The organism is Paenibacillus sp. FSL M7-1455 (assembly GCF_038004655.1).
Classification (GTDB): domain Bacteria; phylum Bacillota; class Bacilli; order Paenibacillales; family Paenibacillaceae; genus Paenibacillus_AQ; species Paenibacillus_AQ cookii.
This window is the reverse complement of the sequence record NZ_JBBORO010000001.1, coordinates 3027899-3040487: the sequence shown is the minus strand read 5'-3', so window position 1 is coordinate 3040487 and position 12589 is coordinate 3027899. Positions and strand designations below refer to the sequence as shown.

Sequence of the window (12589 nt, the reverse complement as noted above, 5' to 3'; positions counted from 1 at the left end):
GTCCCCCGACGCCAGTTCCTCAGGTCGATGATTCGATGGCAGCTTTTCTAAGAAAAAAGGAGGAATCTTTCAATGGATTATACGAAACTAGGAAATACCGGCATGGATGTATCCCGGATTTGCCTGGGTTGCATGGGCTTCGGCGACCCGAAAAAAGGGCATCACCGATGGGTGCTTGATGAAGAACAGGCACGCCCGATCATCAAAAAGGCTTTGGAGCTTGGGATCAATTTTTTTGATACGGCAAACGTATATGCCGACGGGACCAGCGAGGAAATCGTCGGAGCGGCACTAAAGGATTATGCGGTGCGGGATGAAATTGTCATTGCGACGAAAATACACGGACGGATGCATCAAGGACCTAACGGGGCCGGGCTTTCCCGCAAAGCGATCATGAGCGAAATCGATAAAAGCTTGAAAAGGCTGAAAACCGATTACGTGGATGTGTACCAAATTCACCGTTGGGATTACCATACGCCGATCGAAGAGACGATGGAAGCTCTCCATGACGTCGTCAAAGCGGGCAAGGCGCGTTACATCGGGGCTTCTGCCATGTGGGCCTGGCAATTTCAGAAGGCGTTATATACAGCGGAGAAACATGGATGGACGCGGTTCGTATCGATGCAGAATCATCTGAACCTCATATACCGCGAAGAGGAGCGGGAGATGCTGCCGCTTTGTCAGGAAGAAAAAATCGGGGTCATTCCGTATAGCCCGCTGGCAGGAGGAAGATTGGCCCGGGAGGCAGCTACCCGTCGTGCCGAAACCGATGAAATAGCCAGACAAAAATACGATGCAACCGCAGATACGGATCAATTGGTGATCGACCGGGTGGCGGCTCTCGCGGAAAAACACGGCGTCCGCCGGGCTCACATCGCGCTTGCGTGGCTGCTTCATAAGGAACCGGTAACGGCTCCTATAGTCGGTGCGACCAAAATCGCCCAGCTCGAAGATGCGGCTGCGGCTCTTTCCATTCAGTTCACGCCCGATGAAATTGCGTTCCTGGAGGAACCCTATGTACCGCACCCGGTCGTCGGGCATTTTTAAGCAACAAGGATGATTACCCCGAATAACGGACAGGAGGATTTGTTATGACGAATCGGTACGAAAAGAGCCAGACAACCTACAAGAAGCTTTTTGGCGACGATGTCCCAGCGGCGTACGCAACAGATCCTGATATTCAGGACATCTTGAGCCGTTTCGTTTTTGGGGAAGTGTTTTATCAAGGCAACCTGGACGACAAACAACGCGAGCTTGTAACCCTGGTCGTGCTTGCGACCAATCAAACCCTGCCCCAGCTCAAAGCACATGCTCATGCAGCGCTGAATGTTGGACTGACGCCTATAGAAATCAAAGAAGCTATATACCAATGTGCACCTTATTTAGGATTTCCTAAAACTTTAAGTTCCATATCGGTGATTAATGAGGTGTTCGCAGAAAGAAATATAACCTTGCCGCTCGAAAGCCAGAAGCAGGTTGGCGAGAACGACCGGTTTGAAAAAGGACTCGCCGTGCAGGTGGAGATCTTTGGCGATACGATTAAAAAAAATCGCGAGAGCGCATCGCCCGATCAGAAGCATATGCAGGATTATCTTTCGGCCTTTTGTTTTGGTGACTTCTACACCCGAAAAGGTCTCGATTTGAAAACGCGCGAGCTGCTTCCCCTCTGCATGTTAAGCGCGCTCGGCGGTGCCGAAAGTCAAGTCAAGGCGCATGTCCGGGGCAATCTGAATGTGGGCAATGACAAGGAGACGATGATTGCCGCCATCACGCATTGCCTTCCCTATATGGGATTTCCGAGAACATTGAATGCTTTGGGCTGCATAAACGAAATCATTCCGGAATAGTGGCGTTTTACTGTCGGGTCCAGGGGATTGAACACGCGCCCAAACCGTTCTGGCCGTCTAATGATAATAAAAGAGAGTAGGGACGATGATATGAAAAACGAGCATTTAAGCAACAGCACTATTTTTCCGTTAGGTGAGAAAGTGGAACAACATTTTATCGGTGACGCCTTCTTGCAGATGGTGTTTACCGATCCCGCCCCGCTCAATACGGCGATCGGAAACGTCACTTTCGCTCCAGGCGCCCGCAATAACTGGCACGCTCACCATGCCGGGCAAGTGTTGTTGGTTACCGGAGGGGAAGGGTGGTACCAGGAAGAAGGCAAACCGGCCCGACTGCTCCAAACAGGCGACGTGGTCAACATTCCGCCGAACGTAAAGCATTGGCATGGGGCCACCAAAGAGAGCTGGTTTGTACACTTGGCACTTACGCCGGGGCAAACCGATTGGTTAGAACCCGTAACAGAGGAAGAATACAATAAACTCTAATAAAAAATGTGCTCAAAATACAAAGCTGCCGAATCGACGATCGATCGGCAGCTTTGTCGCGTTTATTGGCGATTTTCAGCATAATGAATAGAAAAACCGCCAAGGTATTTTAATAAACAAATTACCTTGACAGACACAGTAATATGATTTATTATGCAGATATGAAGGTGATTGCAGGAGCGATAACAAAATCACATCCGAGCCGCTGCGCGGTCATACGGATACGATGATTTTACGGCTCTTGTCTGAAGCTGTATGCAAAGCGCTTGTTAGAGAACTTATTATAAGGAGATATGGCCCGATGAATGAGAAGTTATCCAGTTATTTGAACGGTATTTTCGCACCCTATGATGGGGTAAAAAGCGTCGCGGAATTAAAGGCAGATTTACTCGCCGATGTGCAGGAGCGGTTCCGTGAACTTAAAGCCGCAGGCAAGGACGATGAAACGGCGTTTAAGATGACGGTGGAGGGCATCGGCGACATCGAGCAAACGATCCTGGAGGTCGCCAACCTCTCCCGTTCGCTGGAACGGCAAGTGGTGACAAACCTTAGCTCGAGCAACCTGGCGAAAAGCGACTTTGCGGGCGTGACGGCTCATCAAGGTCGATTTAATGGCAGCGCGCTGCACGGCTCCGACTTTTCAGGGGCAGATTTAACCGGCAGCTCGTTTGAGAGCAGCGATGTGCGTGAAGCTAATTTCGACTTTGCCAATCTGACGGATTGCAGCCTGTTTGCCCTCGACCTGACAAATGCAAGCTTCAATAAAACGATCCTGGTACGCACCAACTTCACCGCGTCGGGCCTGGATGGAGCCAAATTCACAGACGCAAGGCTGACCGACGTCATATTATCGAAGACCGATCTTAGAAACGCGGTGTTTGAAGGATGCTTATTTGATGGCGTTGACTTTAAGCACTCCGATCTGAGCGGGCAATGTTTTGACGGACAGACGTTTATCGGCGTTAAGTTTGAAAAAGCGGCATTGACCGGAGCTTCGTTCAAGCACGCTACCTTTAAAAACGTTTCCTTTCAGCCGGGGTTTACTTTAACGAAGAAGTATTATCGCATGATCAAAACCATCTCCTTTGACGGCGCAACGATGGATAAACTGACCTATGCCGCCCTTAAAGGGATGGAAGCCGATTTGTCCAAAGTGACAGTCATATAAGGGAGGGAATAGGGATGCAAACCGTGCAGACCAAGGCGATTCAAGTCAAAGGACTACTAAAATCCTATAAGCAGCACCAAGTGCTGAAGGGCGTAGATTTCGATGTGGAAAAGGGCAGCATTTTCGCTCTCCTCGGCTCCAACGGCGCGGGCAAGACGACGACGGTAAAAATCCTTACCACGCTGGTTAAGCCTGGCGGCGGCACCGCCACCGTCAACGGATTCGATGTCGCGGCCAAGTCGGATCACGTGCGGCAATCGATCAGCCTGACCGGCCAATTTGCGGCCGTGGATGAGATTTTGACCGGACGGGAAAATCTGGTGATGATTGCCAAGTTGAGACACCTCAAAAACCCGCATCAGGTGGCGGATCACATGCTTGAACGATTCGGCCTGACAGGCGCAGCCGACCGCAAGGCGTCCACTTATTCGGGAGGGATGCGCCGCAGGCTGGACATCGCCCTAAGCCTTGTGGGCAATCCGCAGATCATTTTCCTCGATGAGCCGACGACCGGTCTTGACCCCGAGTCGCGCATCGAGGTTTGGAAGATCGTTAAGGAACTGGCCGACAGCGGCACGACCGTATTCCTGACCACGCAGTATTTGGAAGAAGCCGAGCAGCTTGCCGACCGAATCGCCATTTTGCACGAGGGCAGGATTATTGCGAACGGCACGCTTTCGGAGCTGAAAAAGCTGTTCCCGTCCGCCAAAGTGGAGTATGTCGAGAAACAGCCGTCGTTGGAGGAAATCTTCCTCGCCATCGTCGGCAAAAAGGAGGAAAGGTAATGGAAACGATAAAAAAACATTTTTTTAGCGATATGGGCGTGATGCTCGGGCGTTCCATGCGCCATATTTCCCGCAGCATGGACACGATTATTACCGTGACCATCATGCCTATTGCGTTTATGCTGCTGTTTGTCTATGTATTTGGCGGCGCGATCCAGACGGGAACGGGAAACTATGTGAATTACCTGCTGCCGGGTATTTTGTTGATTGCTATTGGAAGCGGCATATCTTACACGGCTTACCGCCTCTTTATGGATATGCAGCGGGGCATCTTTGAGCGGTTCCATTCCATGCCGATTGCGCGTTCCTCCGTACTGTGGGGGCATGTGCTGACCTCGCTGGTATCCAATGCCATATCCCTTGTCGTCATTATTCTCGTCGCGCTCCTGATGGGCTTTCGTTCGCCGGCGGGGGTGCTGCCATGGCTTGCCGTAGCCGGCATACTCATGCTGTTTACGCTGGCGTTGACTTGGGTTGCGGCGATTGCCGGACTGTCCGCCAAATCCGTCGATGGAGCAAGCGCCTTTTCCTATCCGATTATTTTCCTGCCGTTTATCAGCTCGGCGTTTGTGCCGACCGATTCGATGCCGCGCGTCGTCCGGGCCTTTGCCGAACACCAGCCGGTGACCTCGATCGTGGAAGCTATTCGTGCGCTGCTGTCTGACCAGCCGGTGGGAAATGAAATATGGGTCGCTCTGGCTTGGTGCGTCGGAATCATGCTCGTGGCCTATCTCTTTGCGATGCGAGCGTATAAGAAGCGGGGGTAAAATAGCTAAAAATGAATCGAAACGATGGAATAAAAGACCCTTGATTTTGGAAACAGGTTGTAAATGAGCAATGAGAATAGAACCGCGCCGCCATTCAAGAGACGATGCGAGCGCGGTTCCGCCATGGCTGTTGAAGACACGGTAATCCATACACTTTCTGCGCATTTGCATGGTGATAGCAACTTTCACAAGAAATAAACGTTAGTATTGTAGTAATCTAATTTACAATTAGTGGGGGATATTGGTCGTGAAACTCAAGAAGTGGAAAACTGCGATCGCCGTTTTATTGATGTCATCAGCGATTTTGCCGTTGGGCGCTCAAGAAACAGAGGCGGCATCCAAGTACGTGGAGCTCGAAGCCCAATGGGAAGACGGTCAAGCTGCTCATATCCAGACGCTTCATAAAGACGGAGTGACTTACGGAAGTTTGTTCTCGCTCGGCAGCGGATCAGGCCTGCTGTGGGGGATGGAAAATGACAATACGGCGGTACTGAAGAGGGATCAGAAACGCATTGTCGTACATATGGGGAGCAGCATTGCCGAAGTTGACGGCCGGGAAGTGGATATGGGCAGAGAACCTGTATGGTATATCAGTCACCTTTATGTACCGATTCGATTCCTGGCATCCGCTTTGGACGGGGAAGTGGCCGACAGGGACCCGAAGACGGGAAAGGTCACCGTGACGGGACTCAACAATTATACGGACACTTTTTATGGAAGCATGTTGGGATACAGCTTTAGGATTCAGGCAGCAAACGGGAATCTCGAGTTTACTGATTTGTATACGGGAAAAAAGAATTTGATTCCGCTAGGCATGAAGGACATTAACGTGAACACCCATGAACTTACCTTAAACTTCGAATCGACACCCCAGCATTTGCAGGTTTTATTCATTGAATACACGAATCGAAAGACAGGAGATTATGACCTGTATACGTTGGTATTTAAGAATCAAGGGTTGATACGAAAATCCGTTGCCCACGGGTTAAAAGAGAAGCATGATAGCTTCGAGTCGGACGGAACCATTCAACTCATCGATGACCAAAACATACGCATGATCGAAGATGGCAGCGGCCAAGTGCTTGAAGTGATCTCACGCTGAACGGCGGACGAAAAAAATACACGGAATCACAAAAAAGTCGCATTGGGTATGCGGCTTTTTTGTTCGTAACCTGTCGGAGGACGGACTCAACTCACATGATCCAAGACGATGCCCTGATTTTTTTTCTGATAAGCTTTAACAAAAAAAGCGATGAAAGTGAGAAGTTTGGCAGCGAGATAAGGTCTATAGGGTGAATGACAAGTCAGGAGGACAATCATGATGGATTCACAGCAAGAGACGGAGCTGATCCGCCGCATCATTGCTAATGACAAGCAGTTATTTTCCGTGCTCGTTGATAAGTACAAATACAACGTTTACGGAATCTTCCGGGGAATGGGGGCAAGCCATCAGGATGCGCAGGATTTGGCACAGGAAACGTTCATACGCGTGTACAAGTATTTGCCCCGGCATCAGGAAGGAAACCGTTTCAGCGCCTGGGTCTATACGATCGCCGTTAACGTCATGAAAGATCATGTGCGCAAACGACGCCCGATCCCCGCCGAAATGGATGGGCATGCCCAAGAGTCCGATCCGGCGGCCACGCCCGAACAGCACATCATCCGCAAAGAAATGCAGCGGGACATATACCGGTACCTGAACCTTCTTCCCGATACCTACCGGCTCGTTTTGCTCCTCAAATACACGAATGAACTATCGTATGAGGAGATCATGGAGATTACCGGCTTAAGCAGCATCCAGGTTCGGAATGCTCTGCATCGCGGAAAAAAACGACTGAAAAAAGAGATGGAAAAGAAAGGAGGATTGGCCCATGAAACCTTTTTCCAATAAAGATGACCAAACGATGAAAGATGCCCTGTTCTCCGATCTCCATATGGATGCCGATTTTACGCAACGGGTTTTGGATAAATTGGACAACGTCCAGATGGTGAACGACAAGGAAAAGCTGCCGAACCTGAACGCTTATGCTTCGGCGAAAAGAAGATGGAGAAAACTAAAATGGATGGGGGGAGCGGCGGCGGCAGTCATCGTGTTCGGGTCGGCTTTGACTTTATGGCAGCAGCCGGAACTAAGAGACAAAGTTTCAGGCGTGTTCAAAACATACAAGCCGAAACCGACGATTCCGGAAGAAACGGTACCGCCCGGCATGAAAGACTGGTTTTGGTACAACGATTACGAACGATCGAGACCCCTTGGATTGTTGGTAAAACCGGAAGTCAAAGCCGAGGATCAAGGTTATGCCATTCAAATTGAGCATGTCCTTATCGACCGCTCGCGAATCGTCATTTCCGCCCGCCAGACCGCGCCGGATGGAAGCGTGCTGCAGTCTCCTTTGCGGGAAACGGACGATTTCCGAATCACGGACCTGGAAGGCAACGAAGTAGCAAAACGCGTGCCCGTCACCCTAAACTCCTATCCGGGAATCGAAGAATACGCCTATGTCTTTACGGGACCCGTGCCTGATGTGGTAATGGTGACGAGCGAAATCGGCGAAATTGAACGGTTCACGGCGACCATGCCCGACAGAAAACCGGTGAAGGTCAATTGGCATTTTCAATTCAAGCTCGATACGCGGAAGGCCAAACAGCTCTCTGCCGAAAAGCAAATTGACAAGCATTACACGTCCCCGGACGGGTTGGAGCTTGATTTCAAAAAAATCATCCGGACACCAAGCGGAATACGGTTGGATTATGCGGCATCCCTTGGCGAAAAACTAAAAAGACAGTCGAGCGATGCCAGTGCGGAACACTTGAAGATCTTCTATCACTTGGAGACGGTTGACGGGGAAGGGAAAAGGGGGCGTTACGATTTTGGCAAGCCGGGGGTCTTCGAGCCTTTGATTCAATCCGAGCGAGCCGATGCCCATAACGAGGGAACCAAGGAGTTTATAAACATCATCCATCCTCTTGCCATGCCGCCCGAAAGCAAAAATATACGTTTCGTATTGGATGGCTTTTATATGCCGGTCCACGTGAAGGAATCCATCAGCATGAAGCCCGCCGAGCTGTCTGCAAAACCGGCTGTATTTCATGGATCGGGCGATGAGTTGGCGTTTTCCGCGTATAAACTTGGATCATACGACTCCAAAGGGGGACAAGTGTTGATTCTGACGGCAAACGGAACCTACGTGAATCAGGAGATGAATGAAAAATGGATCGCCATCGACGAAAAGGGGCGCGAATACCCGGTTTTCGTCGGCCATGGTTCGGCACCGGACGGGGATAAAAAAATCATCCATGATTCCGAGTTTCGGATCGATGGAATGGATCATGTGCCTTCCAGGCTGACGCTTACGCGCACCGTGGTTAACCGCGTGTTCAAGGATGTCGACTGGAGTGTGGACTTGTGGGACGATACGCAGCTTCCCTGGGAAAATATGCCGGGGAAATGAACACGATAAAGTGGAGGCGGATAGATCTGCGGATCATGACACGAAAGAGATATGCTATTTTGCTAATATGTATTTAGGCCGATGTCCTGCCGGTAGTCCGGCAGGATTTTTCTTACGGGAAGCACCGGCCGTATTGCGTTGAAAGCATCGGGATTTTATATGGCTTCCATGTGGTTGATTAAAACACGCTGCGCACTAATCCGCCATCGATTCGCAACGCGGAACCATTGATTGCAGAAGAAAGCGGGCTGCTTAAAAAGGCGACAAGATGTGCAATTTCTTCCGGTCGAATAAGCCTTTGGATAATGGAGGTCGGCCGGTTTTCTTTCATAAATCGCTTTTCGGCTTCGTCCATGGTCATATTCTCGTTAGGATAAAGGCTGTTTAACATGGTTTCGACGCCTTCCGTTAAAGTGGAACCAGGCATCACCGTATTTACGGTCACGTTCGTTCCTTGGGTCAATTCGGCTAAGCTGCGGGAGAGCGAGAGCTGCATCGTCTTGGTCGCGCTATAGTGAGCCATTTCCAGAGAGGGCATAATCGCCGCCTCGCTGGCGATAAAGATGACTCTGCCTTCCTTGTTATGAATCATTTGCTTCAGGTACCGGCGAGTCAGCCTGACACCGCTCATGATGTTGACTTCAAACAGTTTGAACCAATCTTCATCAGGAATATCAAAATATTCTACAGGCTCAAAAATGCCCAAGTTGTTAATAAGAATGTCTACTTCCGGGTATTTTCCGATAACCTCTTCGCATCCCTGCTCCGTTCCTAGATCGGCGACAGCGGATTGAAGGACGGCTTCAGGATACCGTTCTTGAATTTCTTTTATGGTCTGATTCACCTTTTCCTCGCGACGTCCGTTAATGAGCACGGTGGCGCCTTCAGCCGCCAACGACATGGCGATGGCTTTTCCGATTCCTGACGTAGACCCGGTAACCAGTGCCGTTTTTCCTTTCAGTTCCAAATCCATGCATATCCCTCCTGGATGTTATGTTTTTAGAAGCCGAGATTTGTGCTGGCAGTAGCTTTACCAACCGCAAACCGAATCATACTCCAAAATGTGGTTAATAACCGTTAAATTTATTATGAGATCTAGGGATAATTATGAAAAGTAGGCACTTTGAAGTGCCGTAGACACCTAAAGGTTCTATTGGGCAAGACAAACAAACCTCGAACGGGCGTGTGAATGCAGGCAGTCAACATTCCGATCCAGGAGCCTATGAATTTTGAAGCAAAACTTGGCTCTGGTACAGACAGCCCGTGGCGGCGGTACCTTGAACGCTGACAAGCCACGACTCGAAGGAGCGGCTAAGTCCCGGAAGGACATAAGCGCCTAACGTCTTACCGATGATGAGCATCATGGGGCCGATTGCAAAAATGAGGAAGGGGCAGCTCGATTGGGAACATCGTTCGCTTTAACATGCAGACTTTTCCGTGCTGGAAAAGCAAGGCATTCCTTTTCTTTCTTCGATCAAATGTTTATGACAAATTTCATATGATGAATTAGCGCTGAGAGCCTGTTTGTTCCATAATGACGCTAAAGCATGTATTGCTTTAGTCAGAGTGTCGAGAAAGTCCAACGGACTTTTCGACACTCTATTTTTTATATGGGGAATCATATCTTTTAAAATAAAAATCGATTTAAAGCGCTCTGAGAACCCTACTTCAGTGACCGACGAGGCAATTTTAAACCCCCTGCAAAAAAACAGGGGGTTTCTCGACAGCCTGGCTAAAGCATGTATTGCTTTAGTGTTTTTTTATTTACTATGCGAGGTAGACGACCGATTCGGACATTTTTGTTTTTAATCAAATGCTTTAAAATGTTTATCATAGCAACATGTAAAATCAACAAAATTAATTTCGTGATTAATAAAATTGATTTCTTATATTTACAAATGGTATTTACTGGTTTATAATTCAAAAAAAGAAAGGAGTAGCGTATGAAATATCCCATCATCACACAGTGTCCCGTATGCGACCATCCGCTGCACGCCGTCAAGCTGGAATGCGGGCATTGCCGGACGACAATCGAGAACAAGTTCGAATTGTCGAAGCTGGCTCTACTCTCGCCCGAACAGCTCCATTTTGTCATCACTTTTCTAGTGAACAGGGGCAACATCAAGGAAGTGGAGAAAGAGCTCGGCATATCTTACCCGACGGTCCGCGGCAAGCTTAATGATGTCATTGCGGCCCTCGGATACGATACGCGGAAGAAGCCGGAAGTCGATGAGAAGAAGGTCATTTCCATGCTGGAAAATGGCGAAATTACCGCCGATGAAGCCGTCAAAATGTTGAAGGACGAATAAGCCTATCGCGCCCAAAAAACGTTCAGGAGGAAAAAACGATGAAAGAAGAAATCAGCAAAGTGCTGTCCATGATGCAGGAAGGCAAAATTGATTCAGACAAGGCTTCAGAGTTGATTAGCGCGCTAAAAGAAAAGCAAATGCCCCTTACTTCGCCAAGCATGCAGGTGCTTGGGAAAGCCGACTATGCCGGCGCTTATTTAGACAAAACGTTAAAAATACGGGTAACAACCCAAGATAACGATAATGTCAGCATCAATTTGCCGATTAAACTGCTGAAGGCTTTTCTTGGAGCGGGGCACAGCATCGCTTCCAATATTCCGCAGGCCGCGAAATATGTGAAGGATATCGATATCCATCTCTTGATCGATGCCATCGAGAACGAGCTCGACGGGCAAATCGTGGACGTCCGTTCCGGTGAAAAGGATACCGTCTCCATAGTAATTGAGTGATGAGTCATGATGATTGTGAAGGTGAAGAGCAAAGAGGGCTCTCTTACGATTCCAGTCCCATATACCGTGCTGCGCATGGGGAGCGGCATCCTGACCTCCAATTTTGTCCAGCGCAAAATGAAGGGGTGGCTAGACAAAAACGGCGGGAATTCAGGTGCGCACCCAAGTCAAAAGGAAGATTTTGATCCGGACGGCAGCCGGTTCGGGATCGAGCTGCTGCTGTCGATTCTCGAAGACCGAAACACGAAGCAAGCGATCAGGCAGCTCGTCCAGGAGCTGCAATGTTGCAAAGGAACGGTTCTGGTTGATGTTCAAGCGAAGGACGGCACGAAAGTATTTATTAAATTGTAGTTTGAGCGTATAAGCCATGCGAGGGCACGGCGGCGCATGGCTTTCATGTCCATATGGATTCATCACCTTAAAAACGAATGGCCTGGCCGTTGGATGCTATGCCAATCGGTTACATCGCATTGGCCATATTCGTTATCTCCTACAGCCACCACCGTGCCGTCCGATTTCAGGCCAAGAGTATGAGCACAACCTGCCGCGATCGCCACGATATCGCGCCAGCCGCTCACCTCGCATTGGCCATGCTTATTCCAACCAACGGCCGCGACCGTGCCGTCCGATTTCAGGCCGACGGTGTGATGACTACCCGCCGCCATCGCCACGATATCGTGCCAGCTGCTTACATTGCATTGTCCATGCTTACTCAAACCTGCACCGACCACCGTGCCGTCTGATTGAAGCCCGACGGTATGAAGGTACCCCGCCGATACTGCCACGATATTGCGCCAGCTGCTTACATTGCATTGGCCGTACCGATTATTGCCAGCCGTCTCCACCGCGCCGTTCGAGGCGAGCCCGACCGTATGCCAGTCCCCCGCCGATACTGCCACGATATCACGCCAGCCGTTTACGTTGCATTGGCCCTCAAGATTCCGCCCCACGGCCACCACCGTGCCATCCTGTTGAAGTCCGACGGTACGACTCCAGCCTGCCGCAACCGCTACGATGTCTCGCCAGTCGCTTACCTCGCATTGGCCATGCTTATTCCAACCTGCGGCCACCACCATGCCGTCCGATTGAAGCCCGATCGTATGAGCATTGCCCGTGTTCGTCGCCATATGAACATTACCCGCCGCGACCGCTACGATGTCCCGCCAGTCCTTCATCTCACATTGACCATGCTTATTATCGCCGACTGCCGTCACCGTGCCGTCCGCTCGGAGGCCGACGCTGTGGCGACGACCCGCCGCCAGGGGAGCTTTAGGCCACCGTTTCACTGTTAACGCGGTTTCTTTCGGTGAACGATTATCCATGTTT

Annotated in this window: 14 protein-coding genes; 12 read left to right on the top strand and 2 right to left on the bottom strand. The window is 50.0% G+C overall.

Annotated features, from left to right (window positions below; genetic code table 11):
* The first annotated feature begins 72 nt into the window (after positions 1-72).
* The 9 genes from NYE48_RS14025 (at position 73) to NYE48_RS13985 (ending at position 8505) form a co-directional block, all read left to right on the top strand.
* Entirely contained in the window at positions 73-1047 is a 975-nt protein-coding gene (locus tag NYE48_RS14025) for an aldo/keto reductase (RefSeq protein WP_340999100.1), read from the top strand.
* Positions 1048-1091: 44 nt separating this feature from the next.
* Positions 1092-1847 carry a carboxymuconolactone decarboxylase family protein gene (locus NYE48_RS14020; RefSeq protein ID WP_340999099.1) on the top strand — a complete coding sequence of 252 codons (756 nt, stop codon included), beginning with the start codon at positions 1092-1094 and terminating at the stop codon, positions 1845-1847.
* A gap of 90 nt (positions 1848-1937) precedes the next feature.
* Positions 1938-2333 carry a cupin domain-containing protein gene (locus tag NYE48_RS14015; RefSeq protein WP_340999098.1) on the top strand — a complete coding sequence of 132 codons (396 nt, stop codon included), beginning with the start codon at positions 1938-1940 and terminating at the stop codon, positions 2331-2333.
* 301 nt (positions 2334-2634) lie between these two features.
* The gene (locus tag NYE48_RS14010; RefSeq protein ID WP_212952248.1) at positions 2635-3501 is read left to right on the top strand and encodes a pentapeptide repeat-containing protein; all 867 of its coding nucleotides are present in this window, start codon (positions 2635-2637) and stop codon (positions 3499-3501) included.
* A gap of 14 nt (positions 3502-3515) precedes the next feature.
* Entirely contained in the window at positions 3516-4286 is a 771-nt protein-coding gene (locus tag NYE48_RS14005; protein WP_212952247.1) for an ABC transporter ATP-binding protein, read from the top strand.
* On the top strand, positions 4286-5053 hold the full coding sequence (locus NYE48_RS14000; RefSeq protein WP_212952246.1) for an ABC transporter permease: 768 nt from the start codon (positions 4286-4288) through the stop codon (positions 5051-5053). Before NYE48_RS14005 ends, NYE48_RS14000 begins: the two co-directional genes overlap by 1 nt.
* A 247-nt stretch (positions 5054-5300) precedes the next feature.
* Positions 5301-6155, top strand: coding sequence for a copper amine oxidase N-terminal domain-containing protein (locus NYE48_RS13995; RefSeq protein ID WP_212952245.1), 855 nt, complete (start codon positions 5301-5303; stop codon positions 6153-6155).
* 216 nt (positions 6156-6371) lie between these two features.
* On the top strand, positions 6372-6944 hold the full coding sequence (locus NYE48_RS13990) for an RNA polymerase sigma factor (protein WP_212952244.1): 573 nt from the start codon (positions 6372-6374) through the stop codon (positions 6942-6944).
* Positions 6925-8505, top strand: a complete 1581-nt coding sequence (locus NYE48_RS13985; protein WP_212952243.1) for a DUF4179 domain-containing protein — start codon at positions 6925-6927, stop codon at positions 8503-8505. Before NYE48_RS13990 ends, NYE48_RS13985 begins: the two co-directional genes overlap by 20 nt.
* A gap of 178 nt (positions 8506-8683) precedes the next feature.
* Here NYE48_RS13985 and NYE48_RS13980 read toward each other — a convergent pair whose 3' ends face one another.
* Positions 8684-9478: an SDR family NAD(P)-dependent oxidoreductase gene (locus NYE48_RS13980; protein WP_212952242.1), complete on the bottom strand. Its 795-nt coding sequence runs from the start codon at positions 9476-9478 to the stop codon at positions 8684-8686.
* 970 nt (positions 9479-10448) lie between these two features.
* Between NYE48_RS13980 and NYE48_RS13975 the strand changes: the two genes are divergently transcribed.
* Genes NYE48_RS13975 through NYE48_RS13965 form a run of 3 tightly spaced genes read left to right on the top strand, consistent with a single transcriptional unit; the run spans position 10449 to position 11614 of the window.
* A complete protein-coding gene (locus NYE48_RS13975; protein ID WP_212952241.1) occupies positions 10449-10814 on the top strand; it encodes a DUF2089 domain-containing protein in 366 nt (121 codons plus the stop codon).
* 38 nt (positions 10815-10852) lie between these two features.
* Positions 10853-11263, top strand: coding sequence for an SHOCT-like domain-containing protein (locus NYE48_RS13970; RefSeq protein WP_340999097.1), 411 nt, complete (start codon positions 10853-10855; stop codon positions 11261-11263).
* Positions 11264-11269: 6 nt separating this feature from the next.
* Positions 11270-11614, top strand: a complete 345-nt coding sequence (locus tag NYE48_RS13965) for a hypothetical protein (protein WP_340999096.1) — start codon at positions 11270-11272, stop codon at positions 11612-11614.
* A 62-nt stretch (positions 11615-11676) separates the two neighbouring features.
* Here NYE48_RS13965 and NYE48_RS13960 read toward each other — a convergent pair whose 3' ends face one another.
* Positions 11677-12585 (bottom strand): RCC1 domain-containing protein, encoded by a 909-nt coding sequence (locus tag NYE48_RS13960; protein WP_340999095.1) that lies wholly within the window; start codon positions 12583-12585, stop codon positions 11677-11679.
* Positions 12586-12589: the final 4 nt, after the last annotated feature.